General features: G+C 44.8%; 18 protein-coding genes and 1 tRNA gene. 9 read left to right on the top strand and 10 right to left on the bottom strand.

Going from position 1 to position 16,116, the window contains the following annotated elements; genetic code table 11:
• Window positions 1-170: 170 nt before the first annotated feature.
• The 3 genes from LSG34_RS00410 to LSG34_RS00400 all read right to left on the bottom strand — a co-directional run bounded on the left by LSG34_RS00410 (window position 171) and on the right by LSG34_RS00400 (window position 2,626).
• On the bottom strand, window positions 171-935 hold the full coding sequence (locus LSG34_RS00410; RefSeq protein ID WP_233006841.1) for a DUF3307 domain-containing protein: 765 nt from the start codon (window positions 933-935) through the stop codon (window positions 171-173).
• Entirely contained in the window at window positions 928-1,578 is a 651-nt protein-coding gene (locus tag LSG34_RS00405) for a hypothetical protein (RefSeq protein ID WP_233006839.1), read from the bottom strand. Before LSG34_RS00405 ends, LSG34_RS00410 begins: the two co-directional genes overlap by 8 nt.
• Window positions 1,579-1,798: 220 nt before the next feature.
• The gene (locus tag LSG34_RS00400) at window positions 1,799-2,626 is read right to left on the bottom strand and encodes a class I SAM-dependent methyltransferase (RefSeq protein ID WP_233006838.1); all 828 of its coding nucleotides are present in this window, start codon (window positions 2,624-2,626) and stop codon (window positions 1,799-1,801) included.
• 189 nt (window positions 2,627-2,815) lie between these two features.
• On the opposite strand from LSG34_RS00400, the gene LSG34_RS00395 reads away from it, so the two are divergent.
• Window positions 2,816-3,616: a substrate-binding periplasmic protein gene (locus LSG34_RS00395; protein ID WP_233006837.1), complete on the top strand. Its 801-nt coding sequence runs from the start codon at window positions 2,816-2,818 to the stop codon at window positions 3,614-3,616.
• A 98-nt stretch (window positions 3,617-3,714) separates the two neighbouring features.
• On the opposite strand, the gene LSG34_RS00390 is transcribed toward LSG34_RS00395, so the two are convergent.
• The 3 genes from LSG34_RS00390 to LSG34_RS00380 all read right to left on the bottom strand — a co-directional run bounded on the left by LSG34_RS00390 (window position 3,715) and on the right by LSG34_RS00380 (window position 6,673).
• Window positions 3,715-4,014, bottom strand: coding sequence for a YciI family protein (locus tag LSG34_RS00390; protein WP_233006836.1), 300 nt, complete (start codon window positions 4,012-4,014; stop codon window positions 3,715-3,717).
• A gap of 87 nt (window positions 4,015-4,101) precedes the next feature.
• Window positions 4,102-4,812, bottom strand: coding sequence for a DUF3581 family protein (locus tag LSG34_RS00385; RefSeq protein WP_233006834.1), 711 nt, complete (start codon window positions 4,810-4,812; stop codon window positions 4,102-4,104).
• Window positions 4,813-4,906: 94 nt separating this feature from the next.
• On the bottom strand, window positions 4,907-6,673 hold the full coding sequence (locus LSG34_RS00380) for an EAL domain-containing protein (protein WP_233006833.1): 1,767 nt from the start codon (window positions 6,671-6,673) through the stop codon (window positions 4,907-4,909).
• A gap of 274 nt (window positions 6,674-6,947) precedes the next feature.
• Between LSG34_RS00380 and LSG34_RS00375 the strand changes: the two genes are divergently transcribed.
• From LSG34_RS00375 to LSG34_RS00365, 3 genes are all read left to right on the top strand, one after another.
• Entirely contained in the window at window positions 6,948-7,469 is a 522-nt protein-coding gene (locus LSG34_RS00375) for a tetratricopeptide repeat protein (RefSeq protein WP_233006831.1), read from the top strand.
• Window positions 7,470-7,594: 125 nt separating this feature from the next.
• Window positions 7,595-8,065, top strand: a complete 471-nt coding sequence (locus LSG34_RS00370) for a cell division inhibitor SulA (protein ID WP_233006830.1) — start codon at window positions 7,595-7,597, stop codon at window positions 8,063-8,065.
• A gap of 139 nt (window positions 8,066-8,204) precedes the next feature.
• A complete protein-coding gene (locus tag LSG34_RS00365) occupies window positions 8,205-8,711 on the top strand; it encodes a YchJ family protein (RefSeq protein ID WP_233006829.1) in 507 nt (168 codons plus the stop codon).
• Between the two features lie 10 nt (window positions 8,712-8,721).
• Here LSG34_RS00365 and LSG34_RS00360 read toward each other — a convergent pair whose 3' ends face one another.
• On the bottom strand, window positions 8,722-9,180 hold the full coding sequence (locus LSG34_RS00360; RefSeq protein ID WP_233006828.1) for a VC2046/SO_2500 family protein: 459 nt from the start codon (window positions 9,178-9,180) through the stop codon (window positions 8,722-8,724).
• Window positions 9,181-9,291: 111 nt separating this feature from the next.
• Here LSG34_RS00360 and LSG34_RS00355 point away from each other — a divergent pair.
• Window positions 9,292-9,376: transfer RNA gene (locus LSG34_RS00355), tRNA-Tyr, on the top strand.
• Window positions 9,377-9,479: 103 nt separating this feature from the next.
• Window positions 9,480-11,168 (top strand): response regulator, encoded by a 1,689-nt coding sequence (locus LSG34_RS00350; RefSeq protein ID WP_233006826.1) that lies wholly within the window; start codon window positions 9,480-9,482, stop codon window positions 11,166-11,168.
• Between the two features lie 31 nt (window positions 11,169-11,199).
• Here the strand turns inward: LSG34_RS00350 and deoC are convergent, their stop codons facing one another.
• Both deoC and LSG34_RS00340 read right to left on the bottom strand, forming a co-directional pair.
• The gene (gene deoC / locus LSG34_RS00345) at window positions 11,200-11,934 is read right to left on the bottom strand and encodes a deoxyribose-phosphate aldolase (protein WP_233006825.1); all 735 of its coding nucleotides are present in this window, start codon (window positions 11,932-11,934) and stop codon (window positions 11,200-11,202) included.
• A gap of 315 nt (window positions 11,935-12,249) precedes the next feature.
• Window positions 12,250-12,939, bottom strand: a complete 690-nt coding sequence (locus LSG34_RS00340; RefSeq protein WP_233006824.1) for a M48 family metallopeptidase — start codon at window positions 12,937-12,939, stop codon at window positions 12,250-12,252.
• Window positions 12,940-13,076: 137 nt separating this feature from the next.
• Between LSG34_RS00340 and xthA the strand changes: the two genes are divergently transcribed.
• Window positions 13,077-13,889 (top strand): exodeoxyribonuclease III, encoded by an 813-nt coding sequence (xthA, locus tag LSG34_RS00335; protein ID WP_233006823.1) that lies wholly within the window; start codon window positions 13,077-13,079, stop codon window positions 13,887-13,889.
• 3 nt (window positions 13,890-13,892) lie between these two features.
• Complete coding sequence (locus LSG34_RS00330; protein WP_233006822.1) at window positions 13,893-14,513, top strand: energy-coupling factor ABC transporter permease; 621 nt, start codon at window positions 13,893-13,895, stop codon at window positions 14,511-14,513.
• A 14-nt stretch (window positions 14,514-14,527) separates the two neighbouring features.
• Here LSG34_RS00330 and yfbV read toward each other — a convergent pair whose 3' ends face one another.
• A complete protein-coding gene (gene yfbV / locus LSG34_RS00325) occupies window positions 14,528-14,971 on the bottom strand; it encodes a terminus macrodomain insulation protein YfbV (RefSeq protein ID WP_233006821.1) in 444 nt (147 codons plus the stop codon).
• Between the two features lie 621 nt (window positions 14,972-15,592).
• Between yfbV and LSG34_RS00320 the strand changes: the two genes are divergently transcribed.
• On the top strand, window positions 15,593-16,108 hold the full coding sequence (locus tag LSG34_RS00320; protein ID WP_233006820.1) for a PTS glucose transporter subunit IIA: 516 nt from the start codon (window positions 15,593-15,595) through the stop codon (window positions 16,106-16,108).
• Window positions 16,109-16,116 lie beyond the last annotated feature (8 nt).

Here is a 16,116-nt window from a genome sequence, read left to right as displayed (position 1 = left end):
TTTGTTGGAAATCTAAGGTTGTCGCAGGCGGGTTTGTAAAAACAGCTCATATAACCCAGGATAATGAGGTTATGTGACTAAAAACAACTAAGGTAAATACCGAAAACAACTACCCCTTAAATTTGAGTTTATTGAGCCGTTGAGCCATAAAGAGCCAAATAGCTTTTCGCCTACTTAATTTTTACCTCCAAACCAAATGACAATAAGGCTCCCACTAATGTTGTGATCACCACCGATACCAATGATCCAATCAACACATACTCAGTCATGCTTCGGTCGTTTGTTTTGTTCAATTCACCAAATCTAAATATTGACTTGGCTGCCAATACAAAGCCCACTGCTTCATAACTGCCAACAAGGGTAAAAGTCAGTATTAACAAGCGCTCTAAATAACCAATCAACTCACCACCAGCGACAATACCACTGACTTGAGTAGTATCGTCTCCACCGCTACCTGATATTGGATACTTTTTTAAGATGCTGGCAATCACAATTGATGTTGGTTTGAGAATGAGAAGGTAACCAAAAAGCAGCATCACTGCATCCGGGAAGTTCTCATGTTTTAGCACTGCTTCAATCGTTACATTGTCTGTTATATGAAAAGCAATGACCGCTAATATCGACAGATGCAAAGTCTGGTCAATAACAAAATAGGAAAATTTCTCACCACGTGGTGTCGTTACTTTCCACAGATCGATAATAAAATGACTTACTGCAACTATAACAACCAAGCAAGCAGCTGAGCGCCAGTCAACAGCTAGGATCACTGCGGGAATTAATGAAACAACACCATGTAGTAGAGAGTGAAGGTATAACTCAGGTGAGCGATAAGTGTTCGTTTTTTTGGCTTCTACCCATAGCTTTGGTTGCAAGTAAAAGTCGCAGATGATATGCATCAACATGAAGGGGATTAGAACACTAAAAAAATCAGACATACTTGAGCCCCGCCACCTGGTTGATAAATCGCCAATTCAGTTCACTGATCAGCGGCCAACCTGAAGCTTTAAGTGACTTACTGGCAGTAGCGTTAGCAACATCAAGCCTTTCTGCTAACTCATTAATCGACAAACCTTCATTTGATTGGAGCATCGGAAGCATGACCTCACATTGGCGCGAGGTTAATTCAGTGAGTTGTCTGTCAAGATATTTAAAGAGCAAATCAAAGTGTTCAGTTAGCTCAAAGCGGTCAGAGTTAAAAACCAACTTGTCGCTCTTCAAGGCTTTTAATCCACGGCCAGAAAGAACAAATGCTTTGCCCATTGATTCAGAGACCGACTCACGCAGATCTGCATTAGAAGCAATAGCAAAGCTAATGCGACTATCAAATTCTTTGCCAAGCGCTTTAATACCAGTTCGATAAATGATGGTGTATCTCAGAGCGCATTCAATATCATGTACCACGGACTGAAACTCATCACCACGCTCAATACTGTGCGCATTTGATGAATTCCCTACGCTGATCCATTTTTGAATATCTTTGATTCGTTTAAGTAGTTTTTCAAACTGCTCAGAGGTTAACTTAGTTGAGTTAACAATGTCCCCGCTGATCACTGCGATAGGTTTATGGCTAAGCTCCACATTAAGACTCCTTTTTACATCCAGATACAAATTTAGCCATTTTTAGCTAAAAAATCAAATTTAGCTATTTTTGGCTAATTAAAGGAATTAAATAAAATAGAGGGTTAGCCTTTTTTGGCTAAAAATAGAGAATTAGCTGTTTATGGCTAAACCTACCCCTTTAGCGTTAGCCGCTTTGCAGCGAGTGCAACCTACAACGAGCACAACCACTCAGACCCCATTACTCCCTTGGCTTTCTAAACTTCAGCACCATTTGGTTTACTTCGCCAATAGCCAGATGCTTAGCTTTTTCTTCTTCAGTTCCGGCCATAGTGGGTGGTAATGACCAAATGCCTGATGGGTGATCGGCGGTGTCTTTTGGATTCAGCAGCATATCGTCGCGATCTTCGAAGCTGAATCCGACTTCTTTGGCCAGTTTTAACCATAACTGCTCCGGTACATAACCGGTTTTTTTCCAGTCTGTATTGAGCATATTGTCTGGCAAGCGCGGCGCTACTACTCCTAAAACACCACCTGGTTTTAACGCTTTGTAAAAGTTGTCTAACGCATGTTTTAACGAGGTTTCGCCATCAAATAGATAGAGCTGATTGCGGATAGACAGCACCAGATCCACACTGCCTGCTGGCGCTATGGCTATATCCGCCAAAGGTGCAAAGTCGGTCACTGTGACATTTTTATAGATGGGGTGCGATGCAAGTTTTGCTTTGTATTCTGCACGGCCTTTTTGCATATAGTCAGCGCTTAGAAAAGTGAACTTATCGGAATAATGGGCGGCGTAGAGTTTGCCTTTTTCGGCCAGTAGCGGCGCTAAAATTTCGGTATACCAACCAGAACCAGGCCAGACTTCCACTACTGTGCTTTGTGGCGTCACTTCAAAAAATGCCAGCGTTTGTTCTGGTTTGCGTGCAGCGTCACGTTTTTTATTTTCTGCAGTGCGGGCTTCATGTTGCAAAGCCTGACTGATACTGATGCCAGCGTCAGTAGTGGCGGCAAAACTGCTTTGGCTTAACAGCAGAAACATACTCAAACCTAGTACTTTAGTCAGCATTACCAATTCCTTCTATAACAGAGAGTTGTTCAAAAACCTGGATAAAAGGTAACTGTATTTGTTTGTTTTTAAAAGTAATTGAATAAGGATCCGGATAAAACCCTGTCCCTATATAACTGATTTGTCAGGCAAGCTTACGCCGCTGCGTATATAGTTCAGTTATACCTTCGCTGCGTTATTAAGGGCTTTATGAAGCTTTTTCTTGCCGCCATAGTCTGTTTACTGCTGAGTTTCCGCTCTGAAAGCTGCACCTTGCGTATGGGCATTGAAACCAGCTTTGCGCCTTACATTATTCAGCAGGATAAAAGTTGGAGCGGTCTGAATGTGGAGTTGCTAACCCGTCTGGCAAAGGAAGTGGGTTGTAGTCTGGAGTTTATCCATAGCCCCTGGCTGAGGTCGTTAAAGTTGATCGAACAAGGCGAGTTGGATGTATTAAGCCACTTAAGTTACAACGCCGAGCGCAGTCAACAATTTGTTTTTATTGGTCCACATCAGCAGGAAGTTATTTATCTGGTGGGTAAAACAGAGGCTTTCCCGGCTTTAACCAATCTGACACAACTCAAGCGCAGCGGCACATCGGGCATTATCGCTTTACTCAATGGCGCTTATTATGGCGATGAGCTGGACAGTATTTTAAACGATGCAAAAAACCGCACCCGCTTTGTATTTATTCGTGGCAATGAAGATAAGCAGGCGCTGCTACTGAATGGTCGTGTGCATGGTGTGCTGGAAGATATAGTGGCTTATCACTACTGGAAAAAGCAGGCTGGCTTGTCGACAGTCGGTTTAGAACCTTTGTTTGAGGTCTATCAAAGCCCTGTGTATTTTGGTTTTAACCGCCACACGCTAAGCCCAGAGCGTTTAGAGCAACTGGCCAAAGCCTGGCAGCACTTATACGACAACGGCGAACTCGGTCGCATAGTTAAGCGTTATCAACTGGCCGAGTATCAGTTTAGTTTGCCTGCGCCTGCTTCCAGATTACCGCAGTAACACCTACTGATGTACCTGCAGAATAGGCTGTAAAGCTCAAAAAAATCCCCAAACATGGTCGGGGATCTTTTAAAGCTATTTAATCGAGTGGCCAAAACTTAAGGCAACACCTTTTTAAACGGCTTCACCACTGAATTAGCGTACACACCTGCTGCTATGTAGGGATCAGCAGCAGCCCAGGCTTTGGCCTGTTCTAAAGACTCAAACTGCGCCACTACTAAAGAGCCGGTAAAACCTGCTTCGGCCGGGTCTTCCAGATCCACTGCCGGCAATGGGCCTGCAATCAATAAACGGTCCTGAGCTTTTAACTCCTGCAAACGGGCTAAATGCTGTTCACGCACTTGCTTACGTAATGGCAGGCTATTTGGCACATCTTCTGAACAAATCATGTAATACATCAGCGACCTCAACTTAAAGGGTTTATTTCGCGGCACCTTAGCAGAAGCGCAAATGTAATCCAAGCCAGCTGCGCCAGAATCAAAGGCTTAAACCGCGTGTTGAAACTGAGTTTTACGCTCGTTGTAAAAGTCGACCATTTGCTGCATTACGGTTTCTTCGTAAGGCTGCAGGCTGCTTAAAATCATACGTTTTTCGCCACGGCCTATCACTTCGCCATTTTCGACCAGCTCAAAACCCAGACGGGCTAAACCACGTTTGCCTTCGACTGTTAAACCGTTGTGGGCTAAACGTAATTCAGGTGAGGTGGCAGAAAAGCGGTCGAATTCCAGCGTCATACTTTCGTAAATCACCAGTGGACGCTGAGGGTTAATCATTACCTGATGCTGCTTCATTAAAGGCTGCAGAATATGTGGGAAGTTTTGACCAGAGAAACGTACATAGTCTTTCACTAACGACTCGATATAAGCCAAATCGTGGAACTTTTCGCCTTGCTGGCGCAAAATTAAGTAATTTTTTTGCTGCTGATCACACAAGCGCCATTCATCGCCTTGTTGCTCTGAGTGCAGCAGCACGTCTGAACTGACCATACCGGCGAAGGTGCAATGTAACTTCTGCGCTAAACCGTGTTTGCTGACCATATGAGCAAACAACAAATCACCTGGCACACAGAATCTTTTACTGTCGGCGTCGTGGATAGGGTTAAAATCTGTGGCCACTTCCTTGGCAAAACGGCAGGCCTGCTGACGGCTAAAACTGACTTCGTGGTTATGCTCACTAATAAACTGCTGTAAAAACATGGATCCCCGTCCTGACGACTATCGAAGTGGTGCAGTGTACCTCAGCAGGCGTGTTGAATTGGTCTAGCCAGTGGTTTAGTTGATTAATCCATGACTAATTCACTAATCCACTCAAGCCTGGCCCACGTCGGCGTGAGATAAACAAAAAGTTGCCCTGTGGTTTTTTCGCCTGTGTTTTGGCATCACTGGCTAAAGCCGCTACATCATGATGGCAAATACATAACCTTGGGTCGGGTGACACTACCCCAACCGCCAGACTGAGTAAAGGATAAAACACCTGCTCGCCACTGCGGTTCTGACTGCGAATACCACCGGCCTGCACATGGGCGCTTTCATAATAAAACAGCACCCGCTCGGCAAACTCATTCAGCACCTGCTGACACAACTCCTGCCAGTTTTCGCTGGTGAAGATCACGACAAAATCATCGCCACCTACATGCCCCACAAAATGACCACCAGCGCCCGCTATGCTGGTTAATAGCTCAGCCACCAGTTGGATGACTAAATCGCCTTTGCTGTAGCCATAAGTATCGTTGTAGGGCTTAAAGTCGTTTAAATCAAAATAGGCGATATGAAAGCTTTTTCGTCGTTGTAATAAACCATCAATTTCGCGGTAAATCGGCACGTTGCCGGGCAACAAAGTCAGGGGGTTGGCGTAACGCGCATTTTGTAATTTGCTTTCGGTAATACGTTTTAGCAATGCCCGTACTGAACCTAAGCCCAGGTACTTTTGATCGCGGGTGACAATAAAATACCAGCTGCCTTCGTCGTCCTGATCCGTCACCTGCTGACTTAATTGATCCAAAGTGCTGTTCTCATCCACTATCACAGCATCTTTATCCATCAGCGCTTTTACGCTTTTCTTTTCATACAAAGCCCGGCCATAAGGACTGGAGAACAGCTCGAACAACACCAACTTTTGCACTATGCCAACAGGCTGGTCATCTTCAACTATGGCGAGACTGGACCACTGCGGGTTTTTACTAAATAAATCAAACAACTGCGCAACAGTAGTGACACTGGCTACAGCAGGCACTGACAATAATAAGGCTCCTACCTGCTCGGTTGAATTCGGTGGCGTGCTGCCCTGATTTGGATTCAACTGATAACTGCCTGTGACTACAGAGCTCATCACCGCATTAGGACGACCTAATAAATAGCCCTGGCCATAATCTGCACCTAGTTCCTGACACAGCAGCAACTCTTCACGGGTTTCAATACCTTCAGCCACTACAGCCGAGCCCGTGCTTTTCGCTAAGGCAATAATGCTGCGGACAAATTCTTTTTTGGTTGGGTCGGCATGCACCTGACTGATAAAATAACGATCAATTTTAATCAGATCGGGTTTGAGTTCAGACCAGAGCTTTAAACCGGAAAAACCACTGCCCAAATCATCGATGGCAATACGAAAACCCAGTTCACGGTAATGATGCACTGCGTTAATTAATACTGTGGAGTCATCCACCTGATACTGCTCTGATAGCTCAATCACCACCCTGCTTGGGTTTAACTGGTATTTATCTAACAAAGCCAAAGTTAAACCGGACGGGTGATCGTTCGACAACAACAGCAGCGGATTGACGTTGAGATATAAATCGCCTTGCACACCAGCGGCGGCAAAAGCTGCAATACTCAGCTCACGGCACAACATTTCCAGTTCAGGCAATAGCTGACACTGATGCGCCACTTTAAATAACACGAGCGGAGAATGCAGCGGGCTGTCGGATGGGCCACGGATCAGCGCTTCATAACCTTGTATATAGCCGGTGTTAAAATCCAGTACAGGCTGAAACAGCGGCTGCAACTTGCGCTGCTGTAAAATACTGACCAGTTCTTGCCTGTAACTTTCATCTGTCCACATGGTACTGCGCTCATACAACTTTAATATGTGAAGTGTAAGAAGGCTGTGTGACAACCATATGACTATGGCCTTTCTCTGCGACAGGATGAGCTTTTGATCTACTCCTTTCACTATCTTGGCTTGATTCTGGCTCGATTTTCGCAAGTGAAAGGGTTGCGTTTGCCTTGAACGTCAGAAATCTGACAGATGGCGGCACAAAGCTGACTCATTCGCTTGACCCTGCCCTGTGGCTTGGGTCTAATAACGCGCTTTTTCAGAACCGGATTTTGTATTTATGACTACGTCACAACTTTTAAGCTCGGAGTTTACCGGTATTGATGATTTAACTTTGGCCGAAGTCGATGCCAAATTAAAAGAACATCAACAGTTATTACAGGTTTTGTTGCAGTCACCAGGCAGCGTGTTGTCCTATTTACCGCAAAACGATGCGGTAGCGGTAGCGGTGCAAAACGAAGTTCTTGCTCAGCCAGACGCTGAACAACTGTTTCAGCAGGCTTTGACATATTCTGCACAGCAGGAGCTGCATCAGGCCGCGACTTATTATTGTCGTGCCGCTTACACTGGCCATCTGCAGGCTCAGGTTCAATTAGGCCATTGCTACTTAAAAGGCGCTGGTGTGCCGAAGTCGGCAGTGTTCGCCTACAGCTGGTTTATTCTGGCGGCTTTACAGCAAGACAGTACAGCCCAACAGGCTTGTACAGTACTGTGTAAACACCTAACGCTCATTGACCAGCAGCAAGCCCAGCAATTAGCTGCTGAACGCTTTGAAAAAATAACGTTACAAAACAATAAGTAACAAATCACCTTTGAAGAAAGAGTAAAAAACAGCCAAAAACTTTGAAAAAAGAGCTTGCTTTTTAAACAACAGAAAACTACTGTATATCCATACACTGTACATGCAAACAGTATTGGAGCATCACCATGTTGAATTTAAACAAAGCAGTTCACGCCTACCTTTCAGTTGGCCAAAACCAGTTACAGCATAAAACCGGTCAAACCGCGTTTTATCAAAAATTGCAGGTCACTGCCGGCCAGCTGGCTTTGCCTGAATTGCTGTTTATTATTCAGCAGCACCAGCAACAATCAGGTTGGGTGCTGTTACTGGCTCCAAACCAATTGCCGGATAAATCGACCTTCAGTGGTTTTGATTTAGACATGTCCAAAGTACTGGTGATCCAGCAAAAACAAATCAGCAATATTCATACAGTACTAAGCGATGCGTTAAGCAGCAGTACCTGTAGTGCTGTTGTCGTCTGGCAGGATCAGTTCAGCGAAAGCTCATTACAACATTATCAGCAACTGGCTGAGCAGCATCAAACCTGCTTTTATCAGTTAAGCAGCGACGCAGTAAAAGTCCAGACCACCAACCCACGTATTGCGGTAAGTCACTAATTCGGCCTAAAGCCAGCTAAAGATACAACTGGCTTGGCCCTGACTGCCATTTTGCTTACACTAGGGCCTGATTAAGGTTTTTGTTGATGGTTGTATGGAAGCTTTGTAATAAAGTTTTCATTGAAGCATTAAAAGCAGAGTGAGTATTCAATTGGCAGGCGTATTGTCATCTTTATGTTATTGCGGTTCAGGTAAAAATTTTACCACCTGTTGTGAGCCGCTGATCTGCGGTCAGGCTTTTGCACAAAACCCCCAACAACTGATGCGGTCGCGCTACAGCGCCTATTGCCATCATGATAAAAATTCGCAGTGTTACCACTACATTCTGCAGACCTATCATTCCAAAGCCCGGGCTGAGCACAACCTGGCGGATATAGCCGACTTTGCCAAAGCGGTGCGTTTTATTGGCCTGAAGATTATTGAGGATGCGAAGTTAACCGCTACTCAGGTGCATTTTATGGCCTCTTATCTGGTCGGCGATAAACTGGAAGTACTGGATGAAGTGTCAGATTTTGAGCTGGAGCAAGGCAACTGGATGTACTGCAGTGGTGTATTAACAGAACATCCTACGACTCGAATATCCCGCAATGACACCTGCCCTTGTGGCAGCGGCCTTAAATTTAAAAAATGTCAGCACCAAAGGTAACCAGATTTTATCAGGCGTGCAGCTGATTTAAAATCTCATACAAAGCGGTAGGATCAGATACCATCATCTCTGGTTTTTGCTGAACCAGATGACGTCTTGCATGCAAACTTAAACCTGATTTCACCTCATCCGGCAGCTTCTGCTTATTATCTTCCATCACCAAAGGCGCACCTTGCAGGCACTGCATTAAATGCAAAGCAACAGCACCACCTTGCTGAAAAGCTGTGGCCTGCTGTTTTAAATGCACTTCATCTTCTGGCAAATATGAAAAAGGCCGCGCTTGCTGTATACCCAACTGTTGATACAAATCAGGCTGAAATCTGGCGCTTTGGGTGTCTGGTGTATAAAACTGAGCAAACTCTTCAACTGCAGGCGACAAAAATGCCAGCCACAATGAAAAATCACTGAATCTGTGTTGCTGTATCGCCTCATTTAACCGTATACCGGTTTGCCACTCATTAATCAGCATAAAATCTGCACAAAAACATCATATTGTTTGCTTTATCGGCAGTCAGACAAAAAAGTTGAGTAATTTCCTTTACATCAAAATGTTTTTTGATAAGATGCGCACCACACTTGTGGAGGGGTTCCCGAGTGGCCAAAGGGATCAGACTGTAAATCTGCCGGCACTGCCTTCGAAGGTTCGAATCCTTCCCCCTCCACCATTCTCTTCCTGCGTTATAGTTCCAGAATAAGTCGCTAAATTTTCCTTGCTAAAATCCAACATATTATCAACACTTGCGATAATTGAATCGATAGGTTTGCTGAATGTCGTACAAAACTCTCGAAAATCTTCGAGTCCTTATTGTTGATGACCAACGTCCCTTCCAGTTATTGCTCAAAGGCATACTGTATTCGATGGGTGCAACCAATATTGCCTTTGTTTTGACTGGCGAACAGGCATTATGGAAGTGCATGCACGGCTCGTATGATGTGTTGTTTGTAGATTACAACTTGGGTTCAGGTAAAAACGGCCGTCAGTTATTAGAAGATTTACGTGAGAAAAAACTACTGCACCCTGGTGCTGTTTACATGATAGTGACAGGTGAAAATCAGGTGCCTATGGTGGTCGGAGCTATTGAAGCTGAACCTGACGATTACATCATCAAACCTTTTTCGCAAAGTGTGTTACGCACCCGTCTGGTTAAAATTCAAAACCGAAAGAAACAGCTGGCCCCCATTTATCAGGCCATGTTTGACGATCAACCTGAACTGGTGATCGAAGCCTGCAAACAAGAACGTGAACAAGTCGGTCGTTATCATTCGTTGTGTGGTCGTATCCAGGCTGAAACTCATTTAAAACTAAAACAATACGATGAAGCTGAAGCTTTGTTGTCAGAGACCCTGTCATTTAGCCGTACCAACTGGGCCTTGTTACTTCAGGCCCGTCTTTGCTTTGAGCAAGAGCGTTTTGACGAAAGTATGGAACTCTGTAACGAGGCCATAGATACCAACAGATACTTTGCCGAAGCTTATGATCTGAAAGCCCGCAATTTAATAGCCCAGGGCTTGATGGCTGAAGCTATGGAAGTCATTTCGCAAGCTATTGTGATTTCTCCGTTTTCCGTAAGCCGGCAGAATCTGGTAATGGATATAGCCAGAGATATGGATGATTTGGCAAGTCTGGTGCAAGCCAGTAAACAAATATACGAAATCACCCGCCGTGCAGCGCGTCAGGAAGTGGTGCATCTGCTGAACTATATCCGAACCGTGATAGACGCAGCATCACGCTCTGAAGAGCTGAACCAGCGTAACAAATACCAGCAAGAAGCCTTAATGGCTATTCACAGAGCCAAACGTGAAGATACCGTTATTCGTGATTTTGACTTCGATTTATTTGAAACTTTATGTCAGGCCCGTCTGGAGTCGTTAAGTGGTCAGCAATATCTGGCGAAAAAGACCTTTGCCACTGTGTCTGATCGCGTGACCGCACAAATGAACCCGGAAATCGATCCAGAAAAACCGGATGAAGTTCCGCCTATTCCTCATTGTGCGGCAGACGCTGTACTGCTACTCAACCAAATTGGTGAGTTTGAACAAGCATCAGCATTGACACAAAAACTACAATGCTTGTCTGGCGCCATAGATCCTATACTGGAAAAACTATTCAGCGAACAGCAACACCGTTCGTTAAGCCGCCAGGCCAGCTTTAATGAAGTTAACAAACAAGGTATTCAGTTCTATAAAGAAAGCAATTACGAGCAGGCTCTGATCCGCTTTGAGCAAGCCCTGGAAATTGCGCCAATGAATACAGGCAGCGCGCTGAACTATATCCAAACCGCAATACAGATGATGGCCGATCCAAAACGGAAGAAGCCGTTGGAGCTGGCGGAAAAATGCCGCAAAACTTTCAGGATAGTCGACAATATGCCACTGCCTGAGCACCACAAAGTGCGACATCAGGAGTTATTGCAGCAGTTTAATAAACTCAAAGAAGAAAAACGCTACAGCCGCTAAATACACTTTTGCGGCTTTATACAAGTAGGGTTTAGTAATCCAGTTGTTGGCTTAAATCATTCAACAAAGCGCTGGCGCCCAAACGCATATAGCGTGCTGTGGCTACCTCACCTGTCAGCTCTTCAAACAGACTGACCAGTTTTAATGCAAATTCCACTGAACGCACACCACCTGAAGCTTTAAAACCCACTGGACGCTCAGATGCGGCTATCACTGCCAATATAATGCGGGCAGCTTCTTCTGTGATCCCAACTTTCACTTTGCCTGTGGATGATTTCACAAAATCTGCGCCCGACTCCACCACCAACTCAGCGGCTTTACTGATCTGCTGACAAGTGACTAACTCTCCGGATTCAATAATAATTTTTAAACAAACCCCTTCTGTAGCCTGACGCACTGCAGCTAAAAACTCACGCACTTGCTCGGTATGACCCAACAATAGGGTCTGATAAGGCAATACACAGTCAATTTCATCAGCTCCAGCAGCAAGCGCAGCTTTAATTTGTTCCAGTACCTCTGCAAGAGGTAAAGCACCGGATGGGAAATTCACCACAGTTGCGAGTTTCACCGCCAACTTTCGTTGCTGTAAAAAATCTTTCACCTGAACCAGATACTCTGGGTATACACAAACAGCAGCGGGCAACACGGCTGCATTTGCTACATCCTGTTCCAGCCATTGTTGCATAGCCGCAGCTGTATCCTGATCCGTTAAACGGGTTAAATCGACCAGCTTCATCAGCTGTTGTATACGCAGAGGGTTTGTCATGTTGTTGTCCTGAAAAGAGAATATCGGCTCTGACTGGCCAATTTACTGTTGATCCGGTTCAGGTTGAACCTGAAGTTGTGACGAATTAGAACAGAAAACACTGTGGACTGGGAAGCCTGTGCTGGTGTTTGAACAAGACAAAATGCAAAGCAAAGTGCACAGATCAAAAAAAAAGAAAATAAAATGGAATTTTTTCAGAGGCAGGCAGTCTGACTAAGTGAATCATCCATTCTATTCTCCCAAGATGTAAACTTTGCCGGCTTTATAGCCGGCTTTCTTTTTTTACCCTTTGGATAAGATTACACAGGTTGCAACCTACAACTGCATCCAGTGTTGGTTTTGCTTCAACCAGAGCCGGGCTTTGGCCGCATCACTGTTAAATTTACTAACTAAAGTCCAAAAGCTTTTGCTGTGATTCATATAGACCAGATGCGCCAGTTCGTGCACCACCACATACTGAGCCACCCACTGTGGCGCCATCAGTAAACGCCAGTTAAAACTCAGCACACCGGATGAATCGCAACTACCCCACTTGGCTTTAAAATTACAAACCCGCACTTCACGGCTTTGAAGCGACATTCGCTGCTGCTCTTGCTGCACTTGTTGCTCAAACCACAGCTGTGCCTGCTGCAGATAAAACTCACTGACCAGCTTTTCTATCCATTTCTGCTGGCTTTGTGCTTTGTTACGGCTCGACAACTGCAGCCATAAACAATCGCCATCCAGGCTAAATTGATTAACCGAATCCTGCACTATTTTCAGCTGTAATTTATCGTCAAAAAACGGAATTTGACGTTGTTCCAGCCAGCCAGCTTCCGTATGTTGTTGCTGCTGACTCAGATGTTTGTGTATCCAGTCTTTTTTTTGCTGAATAAGCTGCTGAATAAATTGCAGATCGCAGCCTGTGGGTGCACAAACCCATAGCTGTCCAGACTGAATTTTCAGTTGAATACTGCGCCTTTTGGCGGAAAACTTTAACTGATAGGCGGGTAACTCAGAACTCACAACATCCAACTCATCAATACAAAGTCATAGCTTAAAGTTTGTCGGCGGACTGAGCAAGCAGCTGTTCACGCCAAGGCCGACAAAATGCTAGTATGCAGCTCAGACGCTTTTACTCTTATTTGGACCAGAGAATCACCATGAAAATTATCTCTTTTAATATAAATGGCTTACGCGCCAGACCCCATCAAATCGAAGCTTTGCTGGCTAAACATTCTCCTGATTTTGTCGGTTTGCAGGAAATTAAAGTTCATGATGATGAATTCCCGCTCGAAGAGATGCAAAAATTTGGTTACCATTTGTACTACTTTGGTCAAAAAGGCCATTACGGTGTAGCCATTCTGAGTAAAAAGCCTGCATTGTCGATGTTATACGGTTTTCCAACGGACGCGCCTGACGCGCAGCGCCGTATGCTGATTGGCACTTTTGCGCTCGAAAACGGTAAAACTCTGACCTTGTTAAACGGTTATTTCCCACAAGGTGAAAACCGTAACCACGAAACCAAATTCCCGGCCAAACAAAAGTTTTATGCTGACCTGCAACAGTATTTAATCAGCCACCACAGCCCGGACGATTATGTGGCTGTGATTGGTGACATCAATATCTCCCCTGAAGACTTAGATATTGGCATAGGTGAAGCCAACGCCAAACGCTGGTTAAAAGAAGGCAAATGTTCATTTTTACCTGAAGAGCGTGAAATGTTAGCCACCTTAAAAGGTTGGGGCTTAATTGATACCTTCCGTGCTTTACACCCACAAGCCACAGAAAAATACAGCTGGTTTGATTACCGCTCTAAAGGTTTTGATGACAACAGAGGCCTGCGCATTGATGTAGTAATGGCGACACCACCACTGGCCGCCTTGTGCACAGAAAGTGACGTAGATTATGAACTACGTGCATCAGAGCGCCCTTCTGATCATGCACCAGTCTGGTCAAGCTTTGATCTGAGCTAAGCTATGTTAGCTGCATTTTGCTTGTTGCTAATTGCGGCTTTAGTCTTCAATCGTGACTTTTGGCGCGATTTGCAGCAAAAAGCTGTGCCCTGGCCTGTGGCCGGGGCCAGCGTCTGCGTGCTGGCCTTGTTGTGGCAAACCGATGCAACAGTGCTGGACGCTCTATCCATCCATTTTCTGGCATTGACCAGCTTAGTACTGCTGTTTGGTTTAAGGCTAAGTTGCCTGCTTTTTGTGCTGGTGATGGCGCTGCAGTGGCTGATGACCACCCTGCCTCTTGATCAATTGCTGTGGAATTTAGTTTTTGGCTGGTTGGTACTGGCGCTCAACTACGCCGTTTACTTATTGTGTTTTCATTATCTGCAGCGGCAATTATTCATCTATCTCTTTGTCGGAGCCTTTTTAAACAGCGCTCTGGGGTTGGTGGTCTTTATGCTGTTGCAAGCCTGGCTTCAGGCTGATCAATACAGCTCACATCAGTTGTACGAGGGCTATCTGATTTTTATTCCGCTGGCCGCTTTACCTGAAGCCTTACTCAATGGCATGGCCATGACATTATTGGTTATTTACAAACCAGAGTGGGTGTACACTTTTTATCAGCGGATTTACTTGTCCGAAAAATAAAGCAGACGACTGGCTCAGAGCCAGTCGCGAAGGAAGGTCTTATCGAGTTGCCCAAAGGCTTGTTTTAGCAGCAATGCTAAATCTGCGTAACGCAACTTGTGTTGCGGGTTTTGGGTTTGTAGCCCCTGCGCCTGCATTTTCTGTTTAATTTCGCCATACCAGCTACTCAGCCCAGGCGGTAATTCAGTCTGAGCTCTTTTTCCCAGCCAGTACCAGCCCTGAAACGGCATAGACAAAATAAACACCATCATGGTGAAAATCAAAGGCAATTGGCTTGAACCCAATTGATTAAACTGCACCAGTGCTCCTACTACAGCCACTACAGGTAAAGTTTTTTGTGCAAACACAGTCATACGGATAACTTTGTTTTCCGGAAAAACTGAATTTAATTGAGGTTCCACAGGCCAGTCACGGCTGTACTGCAGTCCCGCTTTGAGTGTCGAAAACATAGCTGACATTGCAGGAACTCCTATTGATGATCGGTGTTATGTACCACAAAGTCGTTGGTGCGGAGTCTACCCCCTGCATTTACTATCGTCCAGCTTTGACAGAAACTAAAGGTAAAATCATCCATGTCAGAAAATATTCTGTAACGCCTGTAAAAAACACCTAAATCAGTAACATATTTAAAACACGAAGGGCCCAAAAGTTTTACGCAAAAAGTTTCAGATTGAAGACGAAAACTGTCAGTTTCCTGCCTTTGCATAACTATTTGCGAAAGGGCAAACTAAACAAATTTTGTGCCATTAGTATTTAACAAACAAATTCAATAAGTTAAGCCAGTTAAACATAACAACACACAAAGTTATCCACAGAATCTGTGGACAACCCTAACAAAGAAAGCATAAGGCTTTCATCGTTTTGTCATTAAAACTGACCCCGACTTATCAGCTTTTCATGACATTTTTATATTCAAACCAGAAAAATATACTATTTCGTTCGACTGCCCTGCTCTGCATAAGTTCTATAGCCTGAACAAATAGCTGTAAACATCCTGAAACAACACAGTGTAGGAAATCTTCGCCAAATTCTGTTTTTTTCGTTACTATCCGACAACGCCCCTTTAAATGTTTTTGCTCATGTTCAGCCCTTTTAGTCTGTTGCACTGGCACACCAGCCTCGATCCACAATTAAAATTGAGGATCAGAAGTCCGGTTGACGCATTTAGTCATCAACGTATGGCCAGCAGTGATGCACTTATGGTTTGTGGTTTACAGGGCGACGGGCTCTGGCTTGAATTACGGGGAACAACCTTATACAGCCCTTTCAGCGGTTTGTTTAGCCGGAAAAATCAGACAGGTCAGCATATTCAGTTTGCTCATCCGAGTGGACTAAAGCTGGCGCTGGACTTTCCGCTATATTGCCAGGATAAACATGGGCTGGGGTTTCACTGGCTGGTGAGTGAGCAAGCCAATGTGCAGGCAGGACAAGCCTTGCTGCATTATGATAAAGCGCAGCTGAGTCAGCCGGGTCAGAATTTTGGCTTGTTTTTACGTATAGTCCCTCACCCTAAAATTCATAGTATTCATTGCCGTACAGGTTATCATCAGGCGCTACAGGATGACTTGTTGGCTATTCAATTGGTTAGCGCTTAGGATCCAGC

The organism is Rheinheimera faecalis, assembly GCF_021290965.1.
Classification (GTDB): Bacteria; Pseudomonadota; Gammaproteobacteria; order Enterobacterales; family Alteromonadaceae; genus Pararheinheimera; species Pararheinheimera faecalis.
This window is presented reverse-complemented; position numbering and strand designations above follow the sequence as displayed.